The organism is Desulfobacter sp., from assembly GCA_028768525.1.
Lineage (GTDB): Bacteria > Desulfobacterota > Desulfobacteria > Desulfobacterales > Desulfobacteraceae > Desulfobacter.
The window spans coordinates 579,707-599,944 of sequence record CP054837.1 but is presented as its reverse complement, the minus strand read 5'-3'; the positions used below and the strand labels follow the sequence as shown (position 1 = coordinate 599,944).

Annotated in this window: 19 protein-coding genes and 1 tRNA gene; 4 read left to right on the top strand and 16 right to left on the bottom strand. The window is 52.5% G+C overall.

Annotated features, from left to right (window positions below; translation table 11 throughout):
- Nucleotides 1-42 precede the first annotated feature (42 nt).
- Together miaA and HUN04_02590 are read left to right on the top strand one after the other, a co-directional pair.
- Nucleotides 43-954 (top strand): tRNA (adenosine(37)-N6)-dimethylallyltransferase MiaA, encoded by a 912-nt coding sequence (miaA, locus tag HUN04_02595; protein ID WDP88683.1) that lies wholly within the window; start codon nt 43-45, stop codon nt 952-954.
- Nucleotides 955-1,046: 92 nt separating this feature from the next.
- The gene (locus HUN04_02590; GenBank protein WDP88682.1) at nt 1,047-2,732 is read left to right on the top strand and encodes a penicillin-binding protein activator; all 1,686 of its coding nucleotides are present in this window, start codon (nt 1,047-1,049) and stop codon (nt 2,730-2,732) included.
- Nucleotides 2,733-2,806: 74 nt separating this feature from the next.
- On the opposite strand, the gene HUN04_02585 is transcribed toward HUN04_02590, so the two are convergent.
- Entirely contained in the window at nt 2,807-3,679 is an 873-nt protein-coding gene (locus HUN04_02585) for a GNAT family acetyltransferase (protein WDP88681.1), read from the bottom strand.
- Nucleotides 3,680-3,722: 43 nt separating this feature from the next.
- Nucleotides 3,723-4,940, bottom strand: a complete 1,218-nt coding sequence (gene ftsY / locus HUN04_02580) for a signal recognition particle-docking protein FtsY (GenBank protein ID WDP93138.1) — start codon at nt 4,938-4,940, stop codon at nt 3,723-3,725.
- A 233-nt stretch (nt 4,941-5,173) separates the two neighbouring features.
- On the opposite strand from ftsY, the gene HUN04_02575 reads away from it, so the two are divergent.
- Together HUN04_02575 and HUN04_02570 are read left to right on the top strand one after the other, a co-directional pair.
- Nucleotides 5,174-6,586 carry a GGDEF domain-containing protein gene (locus HUN04_02575; GenBank protein WDP88680.1) on the top strand — a complete coding sequence of 471 codons (1,413 nt, stop codon included), beginning with the start codon at nt 5,174-5,176 and terminating at the stop codon, nt 6,584-6,586.
- Nucleotides 6,587-6,604: 18 nt separating this feature from the next.
- Nucleotides 6,605-8,683, top strand: coding sequence for a 6-phosphofructokinase (locus tag HUN04_02570; protein WDP88679.1), 2,079 nt, complete (start codon nt 6,605-6,607; stop codon nt 8,681-8,683).
- Nucleotides 8,684-8,760: 77 nt separating this feature from the next.
- On the opposite strand, the gene ahbD is transcribed toward HUN04_02570, so the two are convergent.
- The 14 genes from ahbD to rpoN form a co-directional block, all read right to left on the bottom strand.
- A complete protein-coding gene (ahbD, locus tag HUN04_02565; GenBank protein ID WDP88678.1) occupies nt 8,761-9,912 on the bottom strand; it encodes a heme b synthase in 1,152 nt (383 codons plus the stop codon).
- Nucleotides 9,912-10,886, bottom strand: coding sequence for a porphobilinogen synthase (gene hemB / locus HUN04_02560; protein WDP88677.1), 975 nt, complete (start codon nt 10,884-10,886; stop codon nt 9,912-9,914). The genes ahbD and hemB overlap by 1 nt, the downstream gene beginning before the upstream one ends.
- A 12-nt stretch (nt 10,887-10,898) precedes the next feature.
- Nucleotides 10,899-12,092 (bottom strand): 12,18-didecarboxysiroheme deacetylase, encoded by a 1,194-nt coding sequence (ahbC, locus tag HUN04_02555; protein WDP88676.1) that lies wholly within the window; start codon nt 12,090-12,092, stop codon nt 10,899-10,901.
- Nucleotides 12,089-13,834, bottom strand: coding sequence for an AAA family ATPase (locus tag HUN04_02550; GenBank protein ID WDP88675.1), 1,746 nt, complete (start codon nt 13,832-13,834; stop codon nt 12,089-12,091). Before HUN04_02550 ends, ahbC begins: the two co-directional genes overlap by 4 nt.
- Before the next feature lie 79 nt (nt 13,835-13,913).
- Entirely contained in the window at nt 13,914-14,105 is a 192-nt protein-coding gene (locus HUN04_02545) for a uracil-DNA glycosylase (protein ID WDP88674.1), read from the bottom strand.
- Nucleotides 14,106-14,170: 65 nt separating this feature from the next.
- A tRNA-Leu gene (locus HUN04_02540) sits at nt 14,171-14,255 on the bottom strand.
- 24 nt (nt 14,256-14,279) lie between these two features.
- On the bottom strand, nt 14,280-14,567 hold the full coding sequence (secG, locus tag HUN04_02535; GenBank protein WDP88673.1) for a preprotein translocase subunit SecG: 288 nt from the start codon (nt 14,565-14,567) through the stop codon (nt 14,280-14,282).
- Between the two features lie 7 nt (nt 14,568-14,574).
- Nucleotides 14,575-15,330, bottom strand: coding sequence for a triose-phosphate isomerase (locus tag HUN04_02530; GenBank protein ID WDP88672.1), 756 nt, complete (start codon nt 15,328-15,330; stop codon nt 14,575-14,577).
- Nucleotides 15,331-15,362: 32 nt separating this feature from the next.
- On the bottom strand, nt 15,363-16,370 hold the full coding sequence (gap, locus tag HUN04_02525) for a type I glyceraldehyde-3-phosphate dehydrogenase (GenBank protein WDP88671.1): 1,008 nt from the start codon (nt 16,368-16,370) through the stop codon (nt 15,363-15,365).
- Nucleotides 16,371-16,445: 75 nt separating this feature from the next.
- Nucleotides 16,446-16,862, bottom strand: a complete 417-nt coding sequence (locus HUN04_02520) for a PTS sugar transporter subunit IIA (GenBank protein ID WDP88670.1) — start codon at nt 16,860-16,862, stop codon at nt 16,446-16,448.
- Nucleotides 16,859-17,743, bottom strand: coding sequence for an RNase adapter RapZ (gene rapZ, locus HUN04_02515; GenBank protein WDP88669.1), 885 nt, complete (start codon nt 17,741-17,743; stop codon nt 16,859-16,861). Before rapZ ends, HUN04_02520 begins: the two co-directional genes overlap by 4 nt.
- Before the next feature lie 15 nt (nt 17,744-17,758).
- Nucleotides 17,759-18,217, bottom strand: coding sequence for a PTS sugar transporter subunit IIA (locus HUN04_02510; GenBank protein WDP88668.1), 459 nt, complete (start codon nt 18,215-18,217; stop codon nt 17,759-17,761).
- Between the two features lie 19 nt (nt 18,218-18,236).
- The gene (raiA, locus tag HUN04_02505) at nt 18,237-18,779 is read right to left on the bottom strand and encodes a ribosome-associated translation inhibitor RaiA (GenBank protein WDP88667.1); all 543 of its coding nucleotides are present in this window, start codon (nt 18,777-18,779) and stop codon (nt 18,237-18,239) included.
- 12 nt (nt 18,780-18,791) lie between these two features.
- A complete protein-coding gene (gene rpoN / locus HUN04_02500) occupies nt 18,792-20,237 on the bottom strand; it encodes an RNA polymerase factor sigma-54 (protein ID WDP88666.1) in 1,446 nt (481 codons plus the stop codon).
- Nucleotide 20,238: the final 1 nt, after the last annotated feature.

The window sequence follows — 20,238 nt, the reverse complement described above, 5'->3', positions numbered from 1 at the left end:
TGATTTAGGCCCTATACAACAGACCATAATGAAATAACACTGATGAATAAAATAATTACCATCTGCGGTCCCACCGGCGTGGGCAAAACCGGTTTTGCCATTGCATTGGCCAATGAATTCAACGGGGAGATTGTCGGTGCGGATTCAATGCAGATATACAAGCATATGGATATCGGCACGGCCAAGCCCGATGCAAAAGAGCGTGCCATGGCCGCCCACCACCTGGTGGATTTTCTGGACCCCAAGGCGGATTTTGATGCAGGCAAATTTGCCCAAAAGGCCTCGGCGGCCATCGACAGAATCCTTGAAAGGGGAAAGCTTCCCATTGTGGCCGGCGGAACCGGGCTTTATATTCGGGCACTGCTCCACGGGCTTTTCAGGGAAAACACCATCTGCGCCGACACCCTGGCCCGGCTTGAAGATGAACTGGAAAAGAAAGGGGGCCAGGCCCTCCATGACCGTCTGAAGGCCTGCGATCCTGAAGCGGCCGGCAAAATCCACCCCAATGACGGGTTCAGGGTTGTCCGGGCCCTGGAGGTTTTCGAGACAACAGGGGTGCCCATCTCGGAACGCCAGCAGGACCATGATTTCAAAGAAGACCGCTATGACAGCCTGACCCTGGGCCTGGACATGGACCGGGAACGCCTCTATGACCGGATCAACCAACGGGTTGACATCATGCTGGACCAGGGGCTGCTCAAGGAGGTCCAGGACCTTGTGGACCGCGGCTATTCCCTGGAGCTCAAAGCCATGCAGTCCATCGGGTACCGGCACATGGGCATGTTCATGAAGGGCGAGGTGGATTTCGACGAAGCCGTCCGCCTGCTCAAGCGGGATACCCGGCGGTATGCCAAACGGCAGTTCACCTGGTTCCGGAAAGAACCCGGATTGGTCTGGGTGGATCCATCGGACCTTGAGACCGCATTGGGAATGGTAAAAGAATTTTTGACATAACCCCTGAATTTACATATAGTTGCTTCCCCGTAATCCCGTGTGCCGGATTTATAAACTGAATCCTCACCCCAAACCCAAGATTGGTAATCTCAATGATGAATAAAAATTATTTTCTGCGCCTGATTCTCACTTGTTTAATATTGTTTCTGGCCTGGGGCTGTGCCCCGAAAAAAGCCCTCAAGCCCCAGGGCCCGCCCGTGGCCGTTCCACCGGAAACAACGGTCCACCCCGGGGAGGACAATCTGATTCAGGTTTTAACCCGTGAAGCCGGGCAGTTTGCCCAGGAGGGCCATTACCAGGACGCCCTGCTGGTATACAACCAGGCCCTTGATGCGGCCGTCCGCCAAGGGGAAGGGGCTGAATCCGACCGTGAAATGATTCTGGGACGGATTGAAGCGGTGCTCTCCCAGACCCCGCCGGCAGATATCCAGTCCTTTTCCCGGATCAAAAACCTGTCCATCCCCGAGGATATTTTCCTCTACTGGCTGGGGCACAACCATGCCGCCCTGGATAATGATACCGAGGCCAAGGCCGCCCTGGAAGAGTTCCTTGGAAAATACCCCGGCCATGAGCGGGAATCCGATATCCGGGCATTGCTAGGGATGATTGAAGGCCGGGCCATTAAAAAGGACACCCTGGGGTGTATCCTGCCCCTGTCAGGTAAATATGAGGTTTACGGGCAGAAAGCCCTGCGGGGGATACAACTGGCTGTCAGGGATATGTCCAGGACCCAGGGCCGGACCCTAAAAGTGGTGGTAAAGGATTCCAAGGCAGATCCTGAGCGGGCAGCCGCCTGTGTGGAGGAACTGGCAAGGGAAAATGTCTTTGCCATTGTGGGACCGCTTCTGGCCCCGGAGGCCGCCGGACAAAAGGCTCAGGCACTGGGCATCCCCATGGTGGCCCTGACCCAGAAAACCGATTTCCCGGCCAGGGGGGGATATCTGTTTACCAACTTTATCACTCCGGAAATGCAGGTGGATGCCCTTGGCGCCTATATTTTTGCGGAACTTGGGCTGAAAAAGGTGGCCATCCTTTACCCCCGTGAGCGGTACGGCAGAAAGTATATGGAACTCTTTTGGGATGTGGTGGACAAATACCGTGGCGAGGTGGTTGGTGCGGAATCCTACGACGGCCGGAAAACCGATTTCACCGTACCCCTGCAAAAGCTCACCGGGGAGTATTACCCTGTGCCGGAATTTTTAAAGGTCCCGGAGACCGGGGAAACTCCATTGGACGGGGAGGATGAATCCACTTCCAGGCTGTCAAGCAGGGGATCTGCAGTGGCCAATGAAGACCGGATAGAGATTGATTTCCAGGCATTGTTTATCCCCGACGGTCTGTCCAGGGTGAACCTGATTCTTCCCCAGCTGGCCTTTTACGATGCCAGGGGCATGGTGCTGCTGGGGACAAATCTTTGGCACCGGGACAGTCTGCTCAAGGAGGCCAGGGGGTATAATCGGAATGCCGTGATCTGCGACGGATACTTCGGGGCGAGTGAAAATCCTGTAACCGCCATGTTTGACAAGTCTTTCAGGGAGGTGTTCCAGGAGGGGCCGGGATTTCTTGAGGCCATTTCCTATGATACGGCCGGCCTGTTGTTTACCGGGGCTGCAGATCCCGTTGCGGGTACAAGAGAGGACCTGAAAACATTCCTCCAGGATCAATTGGTGTACAACGGAGTAACCGGCCGCACCAGATTTGATGCGGCCGGCATTCCCCATAAGGAATTGTTTCTGATCACCGTTAAAAGGGGGGCATTCAAAGAAATCCTCCGGTGATTATATCTTCTGCTGCGGGGCGGCCGCCCGCCTGTCCCTGCAGCAACCCGCCTGTCCCTGCGGTTGGGGGGGATTTATAGGCGTTTGCTTAGAACCAGCACCGGGTCATCCCCGTATCCCTGCCCCTTGTAGAATTCTAATACCTCGGTGTTGGATTTCCTAACCATGAGGTTGATTTTCGGGCACCCGAGCTGGGCCAGGGCGGATTCCCCGCGGCGGACCAGGGCGGCTGCCACGCCATTACCTCTGAATTCCGGCGCCGTGCCAAGATAGTAAAACCATCCCCTGTGACCGTCGTATCCGGCCATACAGGTGCCGATCACCTGATCCCTGAGCCGGGCCAGCAAAAAAAGGTCCGGCGCCTCCGCCATCTTTCTGTCGATGTCCTTGTTCGGATCATTCCACTGAACGGTCAGTCCGCATCGCTGCCACAGGGCCACGACCTGATCCCGGTCCGCTTCCCGGAACGGGGAGATTGAAAGCAGATGGGAAAAACCGGGAAGGTTTTTTTTCATAAACACACTTAAGGGATCATTGGGGTAAGCCCCAAAGGGGCCGCAGCTGTTGAAACCCGCATGACTGTATAGCTGGATCGCAGCCTCCTGGTAGATCCCCGTTTCCAGGCATAGCGTTGAAATTCCCCTGGCTGCCCCGAGGTGTTCAAGGGCATGGAGTATGCGCCGTGCAATCCCTTTTTTCCGGTGGGATTCGGGAACATACATCCGTTTGATTTCCCCGTAGTTTTCTACAAATTTTACCGCCCCCATGCCCATGAGGCTGTCCTTTTTGTCCAGGGCCCCCAGCATCACCACATTGGGCTGTTTCAGGGCTTCAATGCTGTCCAGGTGATTGCTTTCTGCCGGATAGAGACTGTTCTGATAGTCGTCCAGGTCGGCGATGAATAGTGCTGCGCCGGGATGGTCCGGGGATATGGGGGCAATATACATGGGTTGGCTGTTCTCCTTGGTGGTGGTCTACGGCTTTGTCCGGCTAATCAAAGAGGGCGTCTACAAATCTTTGGGCATCAAAGTCCTGGAGGTCTTCAATGGCTTCTCCCACACCGATATGCGCAATGGGCAGGTCCATGGTGGATGCCACGGCGGCCACAATACCGCCCTTGGCCGTACCGTCCAGTTTGGTCACGGAAATCTGGGTCAGCTGTACCGCCTCATTGAAAATCTTTGCCTGGGACAGGGCATTCTGACCGGTGGTGGCGTCAATGACCATCATCACCTCATGGGGGGCGCCCTTGAATTTTTTATCAATGGAACGTTTGATCTTTTTCAATTCTTCCATGAGATTTTTCTGGGTGTGCAGGCGTCCTGCCGTATCAATGAGGACCACATCCACGTTTCTTGCCATGGCAGCTTCCACGGCATCATAGGCCACTGCTGCTGGATCAGCCCCTTCCTTGTGCCTGACAATGCCGGCGCCGGCCCGGTTGGCCCAGATCTCCACCTGCTCAATGGCTGCCGCCCTGAAGGTGTCGGCCGCGGCAATGAGCACTTTTTTGCCTTCACTGGTATAGCGCATGGCCAGTTTGCCCAGGGTGGTGGTTTTACCGGTGCCGTTGACACCGACCATCATGATGACATGGGGTTTGGACGGGGCTGTTTTTTCAGGCGGCGCCGGAAATAAATTGAGCAGTTCTTCCTTGAGGACGGCTTTGAGCTGTTCGCCGGTGTCAAGTCTCTTTGCTTTTTTCCTGATCCGTTCCATCAGGTCCATGGTGATGTCGATGCCCAGGTCCGAGGTGACCAGCAATTCTTCCAGTTCCTCAAACAGATCGTCATCAATGGCGGTTGCACCGGCAAACAGGTCGGAAATATCCGTGTTGAGGATCTTCCGGGTTTTGGATAATCCACTTTTCAGCTTGGAGAAAAGTCCGTCTTCTGTGGGCCCTGTAACCGGTTGCGTTTGATCCGGTTCCGTCCCAGCCACGGGCTCTTGTTCAAGGCTTAGTTCAGGCTCGGGTTCAGGTGCGGGCTCCGGTTCCGGTTCCGGTTCCGGTTCAGGCTCAGGTTCAGGCTCAGGTTCAGGCTCGGGTTCAGGCTCGGGTTCAGGTACGGGCTCAGGTACGGGCTCAGGTACGGGTTCCGGCTTAGGTTCCGGCTTAGGCTCCGGTTCTGCAGAGGGCTGGGGGATATCGGAGGGCGCGTCACCTGTTTCCTGGGGCAGGGAGGCCTCTTTGGATTCCTCCTCTATTATTTCGGGGACTGCTTCTTCCTCTTTAGTTGCGAAGCCAAGTTTCTTTTTTAAAAATTTAAAGACCACGTCTAATTCTCTCCTTGAAATTTATTCTTGAATTATTTTTTGCACTTTTTACATGTTTCCCGGCGCAGAATCAAGCCCGCAAACAGATAATACACTTTACTTTCTGGCCGCCAGCCGCTAAAAATAGGGGGCATTAACGTATCCAATGCATTAAGGATATTCATATCATGGCAGGACAACTTGACGATAAGATAGCTGAACTTAAGGATCAGGTCCAAAAGCTGCAGTCCCAGAAGGACCGCCTGCTCAAGGAACTGGATTCAATTGAGGAACGTTTTGAAAGCCAGGACAGGGTTTACCGGAAGTATTTTCCGGTGGTTCTGGATGTGGTGGCAGAAGGGGACTCCCCCTTTGCCCGGGCATGCCGGGAGCTTGCTGCGGCCATGAGGAAAAAGGCCGCCCCCGTAAAAATAAACTATATCTTTGAGCAATTGAAAACCGCCATGCTCAAGGAAGATATCGGGCCGGCCTCCCCAAAAAAGAAAAAAGGGATGTTTTCCTCCTTTAGGAAGAGCGCCTCTGAAATATTTATGGATGATTTCAAGGAGAGTTACCATGAACTTGTCAATTCCTTGAAGTCCACCCTTGATAAAAAATATGCAAAAAAGCTTGGGGAGCTGACAACAAGAATATTGGATGCCCGTGATACCGGGGATGTTAATGAAATCAGAGATAATATATTTACACTGATTTTCCTTTATATCTCTGAAACCAGCCAGGACCGGGAGAGGGTCAATGCCTTTATCCGGGAATTTGTGGCCAGGATTCTTGAGATAGAGACAAAACTGGCGTCATCCTTTGAGCACACCCATTCCCTGGTCTCTTCCAACCGGAAATTCGAATCCGTACTCAGCCTTGAAATGGCAGGAATAAAGGAGTCTTCTGATGTGGCCGCAAGCCTTGACGAACTCAAGGCAAAAATTTCCCACGGCCTTTCTTCCATTGAAAATGCCCTGCGCAAAAAACAAAAGGTGGATGAAGCCATCAGCAAGTTGGCTGACAAGAACAGAAGCTCCTTTAAGTCCGGATTTGCAAAACTCAAAAAAGAGCTGGCCGAGACCACCCGTTATTCTGAAGAGCTTGAGAAGAAACTCAACCAGGACCAGCTGACAGGGGCATTTAACCGGCGGGCCTATGATAAAAAGATTGCAGATGAAATGAATCGGTTCCTGCGCTACGGCAATGTATTTTCCCTGCTGATCATTGATGCGGATAAATTCAAACGCATAAATGACAGGTACGGTCATGCCATCGGAGACCGCTGTCTGCAGGAAATTATAAAAAGGACTCACCCTTTACTGCGAAAAAATGATATGCTTGCCCGCTACGGTGGTGAAGAGTTTGCTGTTATTATGCCGGAAACCGATGCCCAGGGGGCCCGGCAGGCAGCCGAAAAGATACGTGAGACCATCGAGAAAATAGAGTTTTTATACAAGAATGAGAAGGTGCGGGTAACTGTAAGCATCGGTATCTCCTGTGCGCAGCAGGGAGACACAAAACACGAACAGGTATTTGAACGGGCCGATATGGCCGTTTACAAAGCCAAAGAGAACGGACGGAACCAGGTAGTGGTTCAATAACCCCCAACAGGAGTATGAATGGGATCTCAGACAGAGACGCTGACAGAGGCGCTGATTCAAGCCGCCTCCCATGTGATGTCCGACGACAGCATGGACACCTTGGCCAGAAGATCATTTTCCCCCAGAAAAATAGATATGTTCAACCGCAGGTATTCAACCCTTGCCTCCAGGGAAGCGTACCGGTTCATAAAAGATACGGAAGCCGAGCGGCTGCTGCCGGGTATCATCAACAACAAGGTCCAGGAGGTCATGGGCGCTGATGATGTTGACCCGCAGCTTGAGGCGGATTTCCATAAAAAACGGAATGTGGGGGTGGTGTTTTCCGGCGGCCCGGCACCGGGCGGCCACAACGTCATTGCCGGGCTCTACGATGAAATAAAGAGATATAATGAGGATTCCCGGGTATTCGGATTCCTCCAGGGGCCCGACGGGCTGCTTGAATCCCGGTATATCGAAATAACGGGTGAACTGGTGAACCGGTACAGAAACATGGGTGGATTCACCATGATCAAAACCGGGCGGACCAAGATTGATTCCGGGCAAAAAATGGAAAAAGCCCTGACCACCTGCAAGGGGCTTGGGCTGGACGCCCTGGTCATCATCGGCGGGGACGATTCCAATACCAATGCCGCTTTTCTGGCCCAGCATTTCAAGTCTTCGGGGATAAAGGTTATCGGCATCCCCAAAACCATTGACGGGGATATCCAGGTCAAGACCGACGACGGACAGACCCTCTGTGCCATTTCCTTCGGGTTTCATTCTGCGGCCCGGGCATTTGCCAGAAATATATCCAATTTGTCCAACGACGGCAGTTCAGACATTAAATACTGGCATGTCTGCAAGGTCATGGGAAGGGTGGCCAGCCACCTGACCCTGGAAAGTGCGCTTCAGACCCATGTCAACCTGGCCCTCATCGGGGAGGAACTGGCCGACTATATCGACCAGGACAGGCTGGACCGGGCAGCGGAAAAAGGGGAAATAGACTACAATGCCTACGGCATCACCCTGCGCCATCTTTCCCGGGTGATCTGCGACATCATTGTCCGCCGGGCGGCTTTTGGAAAGAATTACGGGGTAATGATCATTCCCGAAGGCATCCTGGAATTTATCAACGAAATCCAGGTGTTTATCATCAAGCTCAACAAGATCATTGCGGAATACAATAATATCCACGATATCGATTTTCACCGGGCCTTTCCCAACCTCAATACGAAACTGGATTACCTGCGCCGCATCTCCCAGGGCATGATCGACAAGGGGGAATACCCCATCTGGAACCTGAGGGATGATGAGCTCTTTAACCAATTGCCTGCATTTTTCAAGGAAGGCTTACTGGTGGAGAGGGACTTCCACGGTAATTTCCAGTTTTCCCAGGTCAAGACGGAGAAGATCGTCATGGACATGGTTAAAGAGTACCTGGACGTGTTGAAGGAGCAGGGGGTGTATAAGGTGGGTATTAAACGGTCAGATTACGCGACCTTTATGACAGCCGCCCGAATGGATGCGGAGATGTTTGCCCCGGCCCTGTTTAAAAATCCCCAGGATGAATATGTCCTGGTCAAATCCGAGATTATTTCCCTGAAGACCATGAAAACCGCCCTGGTCAATGCCGGAATGCTGGATCCTGAAGAAGAACTGCCCCAGGCTCTGGTGGATATCTTCAGGAAATCCGAACCGGATTTCAAGATCCAGACCCATTTTTACGGATATGACGGACGGGGGTCCGATCCCACTAATTTCGATTGCAATTACACCTATAATCTGGGGCTGACGGCTTTTCATCTCATTGCCGGCAACGCCACAGGCCAGATGGCCGCCGTATTGAATCTGGAGCAGGATTTTGAAAACTGGATCCCCATGGGCATTCCCATTGCCCGGCTCATGCACCTGGAAGAGCGCAAGGGAAAACTGGAACTGGTCATTGAAAAGAGCATCGTCGATCTCAACTCAAACGCTTTTAAGGTATTCCAGAAATTCAGGGAAAACTGGGTGGCGGCGGATGCTGGCCCGGATCATTTCAGGAATCCGGGGCCGGTTCAGTTTTCAGGAGACACTGAAGAGGATAGGCCCCTGATGCTTAAACTCAACGCCTTGTAATATATTATCACCACCAAATAAAAAGGCCCGGCTCAGCAAAATGCTGAGCCGGGCCTTTTCATATTACAGGCTTTGTTTTATTTGGCGGTGCTTTTCCGCGGCTGGTAAGAGCACAGGGGCTCTTCTGCCAGATAGTCGCCGGTGGCCTCGTAGGCCCGTGCCCGGCAGCCCCCGCAGACGTTTTTGTATTCGCAGAGACCGCATTTGCCGTCCAGGTTTTTAAACTCCCTGAGTTTGTTGAAGACGTCTGAGTTTTCCCAGACATCCTTGAAGCTTTGCCGGGTGATATCTCCACAGGTGACGTCCAGGAACCCGCAGGTCTGGACCCGCCCCACATGGGAGATAAAACAAAAGCCGGTGCCGGCAAGGCAGCCTCTGGTGACGGCATCCAGGCCGTGGGTTTCAAAGGAAACCTTTTTGCCCTCGGCTTTGGCCCGCTGACGCAGGATCCGATAGTAATGGGGGGCGCAGGTGGCCTTTAGCTGGAGGCTGGTTTTGTCCTGCTGGTCGTAGAACCAGTTCAGGGTTTCTTCATACTGCTCGGCGTCAATGGCGGAATCCAGGATGTATTTTCCCCGTCCCGTTGGCACCAGCAGGAAGATGTGATGGGCCACAGCCCCAAGTTCTTCAGCCAGGGCCAGGATTTTGGGGATTTCATCCAAATTGGTTTTGGTGATGGTGGTGTTGATCTGGAATTCCAGGCCGGCGGCCTTGGCATGCTCAATACCTTCAAGGGTCCGGTCAAAGGCATTGGTGAGCCCCCTGAAATCGTCGTGGCTGGCGGCGCTGGCCCCGTCCAGGCTCACGGAGATCCGCTTGATACCGGAAGCCTTGAGTTTTTTAGTGTTTTCAGCCGTGAGCAGGGTGCCGTTGGGGGCCATGACCATGCGCAGGCCGATTTTGTCCCCGTAGGCGGCTATGTCATATATGTCCTCCCGGAGCAGGGGTTCCCCGCCGGTGAGGATGATGATGGGCTGCCCGACCTCACGGATCTGGTCCAGGAGCCTGAAAGACGCCTGGGTATCCAGTTCATTGTCATAGGGATGGTCTTCGGCCAGGGCCCGGCAGTGTTTGCAATTCAGGTTGCACCGCCGTGTGGTTTCCCAGGCTACCAGCCTCAGGGTATTTTTCTCGCCGGGTTTTCCGCCGGGGTGGCCCCCCGGATGCCCGCCAGGATGGCTGCCAGGGTGGCTGCCAGAGTGGGGTGATTTCGCATGTGGATGGATCATCAGCTGTTCAACTCCCTTGCCGCCTCAATGGCCGAGTAGGTGATAATGATGTCTGCCCCGGCCCGTTTGATGGAGAGCAGGGTCTCCATGATCATGGCCTTGGCATCCACCCAGCCCATCATTTCCCCGGCCTTCATAATGGAATACTCGCCGGAGACATTATAGGCGGCAATGGGCAGATCGAGTTCGTCCTTGAGCCGGCAGATGATATCCAGGTAGGGCAGGGCAGGCTTGACCATGATGATGTCTGCACCTTCTTCCACATCCATGGTGGCTTCCCGGATGGCTTCCTGGGCATTGGCCGGGTCCATCTGGTAGGTCTTTCTGTCCCCGAACTGGGGGGTGGATTCTGCAGCCTCACGGAAGGGTCCGTAAAAGGCAGAGGCATATTTTACCGCATAGGACATCACCGGGATGTGGGAAAAGCCTTCGTCGTCCAGGAGCCCTCTGATTTCTCCCACGCGGCCGTCCATCATATCCGAGGGCGCCACCATGTCGGCACCGGCCTGCACATGGGACAGCGCCGTTCTGGCCAGCAGGTCCAGGGTGGCATCATTGTCCACGATCCCTTTGTCAATCATTCCGCAGTGGCCGTGGTCCGTATACTCGCAGAGGCAGACATCGGTGACCACTGAAATTTCCGGCACAGCGGACTTCACCTCGGCTACGGCTTTTTGGACGATGCCGTCTTTGGCATAGGCCTGGGTGCCCAGTTCATCTTTTTTGTCTGGAATGCCGAAAAGAATGATGCCGGGGATGCCCAGGTCCCGGGCCTCCTTTGCCTGGGCCACAATATGGTCGCAGGAAAGCTGGAAATGGCCGGGCATGGAGCTAATGGGCTTTTTTACCGATTTGCCTTCAACGGCAAAGAGGGGGAGGATGAGATCATCCCGGGAGAGCTTGGTTTCCCGGATCATCCGCCTGAAGTTGTCACTGGCCCGCATGCGCCGGCCTCTGTATTCGGGGAAGAGCATAAATGACCCTCCTTATTGGGCTTCGGGTTTTTTGATTTCTTCGTCGGTAAGGTAGCAGGCCGGATCGGAATCCCAGGGATCGTTGGCCACGGATTCGGCCCGGGCCCTGAAGTTGCCGGCACAGATGTCCAGCCAGCGGCACTCGGCACACCGGCCTTTGACATGTTTTTTCTTTTCCTTCATCTTCATGAGAAATTCGTTTTCAGGGTCGATCCAGATTTCTGAAAAAGGCCGATCCTTGATGTTGCCAAGGGATTTCTCACGCCAGAACTGGTCCGGATGAACCTCGCCGTCCCAGGAGATGCAGCCGATGCCCCGGCCGGAATTGTTTCCCTCGTTCATTTCCAGAAGTTCCAGGACTTCGGCGGCCCGTTCCGGGTCTTCTTCAAGCAGGCGCTGGTAGACGTAGGGGCCGTCGGCGTGGTTGTCCACGGTGAGGATTTCCTTGGCCTTGTTCCGGTCGTGTAGATCCTTTGTTCTGTCCATAATCAGGTCCAGGACCTGCCGGGTTTCCTCGTGGGAGAGGTCTTCTTTTGCAATTTCAGAGCCCCGGCCGGAGTATACCAGGTGGTAAAAACAGGCCCGGGGGATATTTTTTTCCTCCAGCAGGTCGAAGATGCCGGGGATGTCCTGAACATTCCTTTTATTGATGGTGAAGCGCAGACCCACCTTGATGCCGGCTTCCTGGCAGTTATCCACCGCCTGCATGGCCCTTTTAAACGACCCGGGTACCCCCCGGAACATGTCATGGGTTTCTTCCATGCCGTCCAGGCTGATGCCCACATAGGAGAGCCCGATTTCCTTGAGCTGTCTTGCCTTTTCCTTGGTAATCAGGGTGCCGTTGGTGGAAATAACGGCCCGCATGCCTTTGGAGACGGCATACTGGGCATATTCTACCAGGCGGGGATGGACCAGGGGTTCTCCCCCTGAAAAAAGCAGTACGGGAACGCCGAATGCAGCCAGGTCGTCGATCATGGCCAGGCTCTGCTCGTGGGTCAACTCATTGTCATAGTCAATGTCTTCGGACTTGGCATAGCAGTGGACGCATTTGAGGTTGCACCGCCGGGTCATGTTCCAGACCACCACGGGTTTTTTGTCCTTGGAAAACTGGAGCAGATGGGAGGGCAGTTTTCCGGAATCCCTGGAGTATCTCAGGGTGTCCGATGGTTCCACAGTGGCGCAGTAAAGCTTTGAAATTCCAATCATTTTAGTTCTTTCCTGATAAGGTCGTTAAGGTAGGCTTCGTGGTCAATCAGTCCGCTTTTTGATAAAAAGAATCGATTGTTTCCTGTCTTTTCCCGGACAAGGTTGAAGCCGTCGTAAAAATCCGAATAGATTTTAGACAAAATCTCATCGGTGGTTGCATTGTGGTCTATGAACTGCTGGATGAGAAAGTCTGCGGCATCTTCCTCAAACACAATGTTCAGGTCATAACTTTTCGTTATTTCCATCTCTATTTCTTTGATGTTGTCATGGAATTTTTTAATCTGTTTTACCGCATCTTCAATTTCCATGACATGGGCCGTGTAATACTGGGCCACCATCCGGCTGCGGATCTGGGTGAGGGTCAGGCCGTGACGGATGGAAAATGCCTTCCAGTTGTCTGTTACATATTGGGTGATATAATCCATATGATGGGCCTGGGCCGCATTATATTCCCTTTGGAATTGTTCCTTTTTCCGGCCCTCAAGAAGGGCGGAAAGGATAGTGTCAGGGCTGGACATCACTGCCGGGGTGACAGTGAATTGCCTGACGCCGGAAGAGGGCAGTTTTTCCTCAAAGGGCAGAAGGCAGCCCTCAACAACAGAAACCAGACCCCGGGCCCCGGTGTTTTCCAGATAGGCCCGCTGGGCCAGGAGCTTCAGTGCCTCATCTGAAAACACAATGTCAATGCCGTAGGATTTGAAATCCAGCCGCTTGCTCAGGATCACCGGGTTGTTGGGCATTTTGAGAATGGCATAAAGATCGTCTTCTCCCAGTTCATCAAGTATGCACCGCACCGGCACCCGGCCGATGAATTCAGATTCAAAGCCGTAATCCACCAGGTCTTCTGACCGGGTGGCCTTGAGAAGGTCTGCTTCTTTTTTTGCCTGGGGCAGGTCCGCTCCGAATCCGATGGACTGTTTGCTCAACCGCTTTTTCACCACGTCTGTCAGCCCTGAGAATGCGCCGGAAAGAATGAATAGGATATTGGCGGTGTTCACCCGTTTGGCGCTGCGTTTTCCCGTGCGCTGGTAGGACTCCAGTTCCTGCATCATGGATACGGGGTCATGGGGAACCTTGAGATCGACATCGGTTTCTTCCATGGGCTTGAGCAGGGCGCGCTGGACTCCGGTTCTGGATACCTGGGCGCCGATGACATTGGGGCTGGCGGCAATCTTGTCGATTTCATCAATATAGACAATGCCGCATTCGGCAAGTTCAATATCTTCATTGGCCTCTTTAACCAGATCCCTGATCAGATCTTCCACATCTCCGCCCACATAACCGGTTTCAGAGAATTTGGTGGCATCGGCCTTAACAAAAGGAACCCCTATTTTTTTGGCAATCAGTTTGATCAGGTAGGTTTTACCAATTCCGGTGGGACCCAGCATGAGGATATTGGATTTGATATTGCCGGTGATTTTTGATGCCCCTTCACCGGTGGCTTCCTGGTGGCGGATCCGGTTGAAATGGGTACAGATTTTTGTGGCAAGTACCGACTTTGCCTTGTCCTGCCGGACCACATACTGGTTTAGATAATCTATGAGTTCAGCCGGTTTGATATTGAAATCAATCAGCTCTTTTTTGCCCCTGGATGGGGGGGCGCCGGTGATGGCTTCCTGCTGCGGTTGAATCGAAGGGGAGATGAATTTGACGTTACCGCCGAATTTTTTGTTTAGGAATTCTCCCAGTTCTTTTTCAATTTTGCGAGGGTCCTGCCCTGTCATGCTCTGGTCAAAAGTCATAATAGGGTATTATAAGCCGCCTTAGCCATAAATCAAGGTTACAAAAATTACCATTTGGTCAGATTTTCGGAGTGGATTCTTATGGTGTGGGACGAATTTGTTTTTTGGGCTCAAATAACTGGCAGGGTTTTCCCGAAGAGCGGCGGACAACGACGCTGGGAAGCTGTTTGCTTTTAAATCCCATGGCACGGCAGCCGTTGGGATGGGCGGGTTCCCAGGTAACGTAAAAGAATTTGCATTTATAGCAGTTGATTCTTGTGTGTGCCGCCATAAAGCCTCTGAAAAGTGCTGATAATAAAAAAACCGCAGCCGTTTCCGGCTGCGGTTTTATATATGTGGTGCCGAAGGGGAGATTTGAACTCCCACGGGTCGCCCCACACGCCCCTCAAGCGTGCGTGTCTACCTATTCCACCACTTCGGCAAGCTTGATCTTTAATCCTGCTTTTTATTCAGCAGTTTTTTCTATGGGTGCTTTAGTGTCCTTCATAACACTTGTCTGGGACTGATTGCCGGACATGTAAGCCAGACTCAGTGACGTGATCATGAAGACGATGGCAACGACGGTGGTGATTTTGGTCAGGATTGTTGCCGGTCCTGCTGCGCCGAACAAGGCCTGACTTCCAGCTCCGCCGATTGAAGCCCCCATTTCCGCTCCCTTTCCTGTCTGGAGCAGAACGATGAGTATGAGGAGGATACAAACCGTAACATGCAGTGCTATTACAATGGTGCTCATAATATGTTTACTGATACCTTATTATGTTTATAAATTTGTCTGCATCCAGACTTGCCCCGCCAACCAGGGCGCCGTCCACATCTTCTATACTCATCAGGTCCTTTGCATTGTCCGGTTTTACCGATCCGCCGTAAAGGATCCTTGTTTTGTCCGCCAGTTCTTCTGAAAATTTTTCCTTCAGCAGTTTTCGCAGGAATTGATGAACTTCATCAACTTGTTCCGCGCTGGCGGTCTTGCCTGTGCCGATGGCCCATACGGGCTCGTAGGCAAGAATCAGTGTCCCGAAATCATCAAGACCTGGGCTTTTTAACCCAACTGAGACCTGTTTGTCAAGCACAAAAAAAGTTTTTTCTTCATCCCGTTCTTTTTCTGTCTCGCCGATGCAGACCACAGGGGTGAGGCCTGCGGCAATAGCGGCCTTTGTCTTCTTTGCCACGGATTCGTCCGTCTCTCCGAAATACTGGCGCCGTTCTGAATGCCCGATCAGGACGTATTCGGCACCTGCGGCCCGGATCATCTCTGCGGACACTTCTCCGGTATAGGCGCCTTCACGCTCGAAGTAGAGGTTCTGGGCCCCGATTTTGACCGGGGTGTTTTCAACGGCCTTTGCCACCAGGGGCAGGGACAGGGCGGTGGGGGCGATCATGATGTCCACATCGCTCACATCCCGGCACAGGCCGGCCAGTTCTTGGGCTGTCTTAACCGCCTCGGGACCGGTCTTGTACATTTTCCAGTTGCCCGCAATTAAGGGTCTTCTGCTCATTTTATTTCTCCGCAAACAAGGTTCGTGTCCAGTTAAAGTGCATTGGCCACCATAAGTGCCAGGTCGATCATTCTGTGGGAGTATCCCGCCTCATTATCATACCAGGAGTAAATTTTCACCAGGTCTCCGTTGATGACATCCGTGCACGAGGCGTCCACGATGGATGACAGCGGGCAGGAGTTGTGGTCGATGGAAACCAGGGGCAGGTCACTGTAGCCTAGAATGTCTTTCAAGTTGCTGTTCGCAGCAGTCTCCAGGGCTTCGTTGACCATTTCTTTGGTCAGGTCTTTCTTTTCCGTGGTGACCACCAGGTCCACCAGGGATACGTTGGGGGTGGGCACCCGGACGGCCAAACCGTTTAGCTTGCCTTCCAGTTCCGGCAGCACCAGGGAGACGGCTTTGGCCGCCCCTGTGGTGGTGGGAATCATGGACAGGGCGGCTGCCCTTGACCTGCGCAGGTCCTTATGGGGGAAATCAAGGAGGCGCTGGTCACCGGTATAGGCGTGGATGGTGGTCATCAGGCCGCAGACAATGCCGAAGTTTTCCAGAAGCACCTTGGCCACCGGTGCCAGGCAGTTGGTGGTGCAGGAGGCGTTGGACAGAATATGGTGGGATGCCGGATCGTAGTCCTCGTGATTGACCCCCATGACAATGGTGATGTCGGGATCCGAGGCCGGTGCTGATATAATTACTTTTTTGGCCCCTCCCTCCAGGTGCTTGGAGGCCGCTTCCCTGGTCCTGAATAACCCGGTGCACTCCAGTACAATATCAACATCTGCGTCGGCCCAGGCAATCTGTGCCGGATCCTTGAGAGCGGATACGGTGATTGTTTTGCCATCAACGGTGATGCTTCCATCCCCGGCACTGACTTCCCGGTTCAGCCGTCCATGGACCGAATCGTACTCAAGCAGGTGGGCAATGGTTCTGGTGTCTGTAAGATCGTTGATGGCTTTAACCTCAAGCCCTTCGGTTTCAAGGGCGGCTCTAAATACCATGCGTCCGATTCTGCCGAATCCGTTAATCCCGATATTTATACTCATTGTACACGCTCCTTTCTTGGGAGATGTTCCTTTGCCAAAGCAGATAAAACAGATCCCTTAGGTTAGGCTGTTGATTCAGGACTGTCGTTTGGTCCCTTTCAGAATATCACTGGCCAGGGAAATACTTCTTTTTCCATGTTCCACCAAAGCGGCAGCCAGTGTTTTTATGTCCATCTTTTCCCTTGAGTTAACGGCTTTCATTAGAATGGGGAGGTTGACTCCGGAAATAACCTCTACCTGCCCCTCTTCCATAAAGGAATAGGAGAGGTTGGAGGGGGTGCCGCCGAACATATCCGTGAGAATAATAACCCCCTTGTCCGTGCGGACTTCTTTTATGCCTTTTTTAATTTTTTTTCTCAGGTTGTCCGGGTCCTGTTTGATGTCGATGGATATGGAAATCAGATTGTCCTGGGGGCTTCCCAGGATAAATTCAAGGGTGTCGATAAGGGTATTGCCGAGTCCGGCATGGGTTACGATGAGGATGCCTGTCATGTTCTTGTGTCCCTGTCAATGTCCCTGTGCATGATACTGGGATTAAGACCTTTGACGGTCAGGCGCTCGAATACGGACCGTGCAATTGCCACGCTCCTGTGCCGGCCGCCGGTACATCCCAGTGCAAGGGTTAGATATGCTTTGTTTTCCTTTTTATAAAGGGGAATGAGATAGTCAATGAAATCGTTGTATTTTTTCAGAAAATTTTTGGTTTCCCGGTTTTCCAGCACAAAGTTCTTTACGCCTTCGGATTCTCCGTCCAGGGCCTTGAGTTCCGGTACAAAATAGGGGTTGGCAAGGAATCTTAAATCCACCACCAGGTCGGCATCCAGGGGGATGCCGTATTTATACCCGAAGGATACGATATTCAGCTTCATCAGGTCCCGGCCTTTGCCGCCCTCCCGGTCCGTTATGAGAGCCAGGATATCGGATTTGAGCTGGTGTACATTGTAGGTGCTGGTATTGATGATATGGTGGGCCAGCTTCCGGATGGGTGCCATGGTCTGTTTTTCAGCCCGGATGCTGTCCAGCAGGCTGGTTTTCCCGTCCAGCGGGTGTTGGCGCCGGGTCTGGCTGTACCGCTTTACCAGGGTGTCGGTATCGGCTTCAAGGAAGACAATCACCGGAGTGATCCCCATCTCCTCCAGAGCGGAGATGCCTGATACGAAATTTTTAATAAACGTTTTGGAGCGGATGTCCATGACAAATGCTGCGCCCTTGACCTGGGGATAATCCTGAATGGGCAGTTCCAGCACCTTGGGGACCAGTTCCATGGGCATATTGTCGATGCAATAGAAAGACGCATCTTCAAAGGCCCGGATCACTGTTGTTTTCCCTGATCCGGAGATTCCGGTAATGATATAAACCTTTTGGCTGTCCATTGTCAGAGCACGTTATCAGAACTCCTCGTCCTGCTCCATGATGATTTCGTAAATTTCTTCTACGGATTCTGCGGTTTTAAGCCTTGTCTTGAATTGATCCATTTTTAACAGCTTGGAAATCTGGGCCAGCACCTTGAGATGGCCGCCGGAGCTGTTTTCGGAGGTCAGCAGAAGAAAGAAGATGTGGACAGGACGGTTGTCAAGGGAGTTGTAGTCTATGCCCTTGCGGCTGAGGCCGAATCCAACGGTAACAGACTCCACCCCTTCGAGTTTGCCGTGGGGAATGGCAATGCCGCCGCCGATTCCGGTTGATCCAAGGGATTCCCTTTCCATGAGTACGGTAGCAATGGCATCGGATCCGGCGCCGGCAGCCGGTGCAACGGCTTCGGCCAGTTCTCGAATGACCCCGGTTTTATTTTCAGCAGCCAGGTCGGCAATGATGGAGTCTTTGTTCAGGATGTCGCTAATTTTCATTGGCTCTCTTACCTTTTACCTATCCTCTGGGCTGGATCAACCCCAGTTTTCCGTTGTTGTGTTTATAGATTACGTTTAATTGTTCCGTACGGGCATTGTTGAAAACAAAAAAGGATTTTTTGCCGGAGCTCAGTTCCACCACGGCGTCTTCAACATCCATGGGTTTGTAATCAATAGGCTCCACCACAATTTCAGAAGGGAGGTCGGAGAAGGCACTTTCGCCCGGGTCTGTGTTGAATTCTCGGGTGTCCATCAGGCTGGCCTTGTCCCCTGACATGTGGTGCTTTTCTTTTTCTTTGTATTTCGTAATCTGGGCTTTTACCTTGTCCATCAATACGTCAATGGAGGTGTACATGCGCTCGGACATTTCCCTGGCATGGATGTTCAGCTTGTCGCATGTCAGGGTGATTTCTGCAATATGTCTTATTTTTTCCACGGAAAGAACCACATGGGCTTCCGCAGGACTGTCCAGCATTTTGTCGAACCGGTCCAGTTTTTTTCCAACGTAGGATTTCAGGGCATCGGTGGAATCCATTTTCTTGAATGTTACGGTTGTCTGCATAAACAAACCTCCCTAAAGTTTTTTCCGTTTGTTGGAAGGCAGAATATTGAGCACCTTCCTGTACTTTGCAACGGTACGCCGGGCAATCTGAATGTCTGATTCCTGGAGGATGGAGGCGATTTTATCATCCGAGAGCGGGGCATTGTCATCCTCGTTTTCAATGAGCTGGCGGATTCGCTCCTTCACGCTGGCCGATGCCATGGAAGCCCCGCCGGTCCGCTCAATGGATGAATTAAAAAAGTACTTCAGTTCAAACAGGCCCTGGGGGGTATAGGCGTACTTGTTGGTGGTGACCCGGCTGATGGTTGATTCGTGCATCTCAATGTCTTCGGCAATATCCTTGAGAATCAAAGGCCGCAGATAGGCAATGCCTTTTTCGAAGAATTCCCGCTGGAATTTGATAATACTTTCCATGACAAGGTAAATGGTTTTCTGCCGCTGGTGGATGCTTTTGATCAGCCAGGAGGCAGACTGCATTTTTTCATTGAGATAGGCCTTGGTCTCCTTGGGTATTTTTTTACCGTCCGCAACCGCTTCCCTGTAAAACCGTGATATTCTCAGTTTGGGGAGGCCGTCATCATTCATGACGATTTTAAAGTCATCTCCCACCTTGTACACGTAGATGTCCGGCGTGATGTAGGCCGGTTCTTCCGTGGCAAATTTGCGCCCCGGTTTGGGTTCAAGGTATTGGATGATCTTTACGGCGGCCCGGACGTCTTCTACGGAAATTTTAAGGGCTTTTGCAATTTTTTTGCTGTTCCTGTTTTCCAGATTTTTTAAATGGTTTTTAATGATTTCATCGATTATCGGATTCTCTATACCCAATTGCTTGACCTGGATGAGAAGGGTTTCGCACAGGTCTCTGGCACAGACCCCGGGAGGGTCAAAGGTCTGGAGATGGGCGAGGACTTCCTCCACCTCCTGGATCTCCGATTCTGCGGTCTGGGCCAATTCTTCCACATCAGAGCACAGGTATCCGTCCCGGTTGAGGTTGCCGATGATCAGGTGCCCGATGGCCTCCAGCTCAGGGGTAAGGCCCGATAGCATGAGCTGCCATTCCAGGTGCTGTTCCAGGGTTTTCTTTTCCGAGGTAAAGGCTTCGAAATTGGGGGCTTCAGTGCTTTCGGATTCCGTATAGATCCGTCCCGTGGAGTTGTACTCGTTAATGTAATTTTCCCAGTCCGTATCCGAACGCACCCGCTCTTCAATGGTGACTTCCTTGATGGGCGCTTCTTCTTTTTCTGCGTCCTGTGCCTCGGCTTCCTTTGCGGTAATCTTTTTGTCCGATGCCTCGTCCGATAGGGTTTCATCCAGAGCGGGATTCTGCTCCATCTCCTGCTGAATCATCTCTGCCAGTTCGATGCGGGACAACTGAAGCAGCTTGATGGCCTGCTGGAGCTGAGGAGTCATCACCAGCTGCTGGGTCAGGGTAAGGCTTTGTTGTAATCCAAGTTCCATA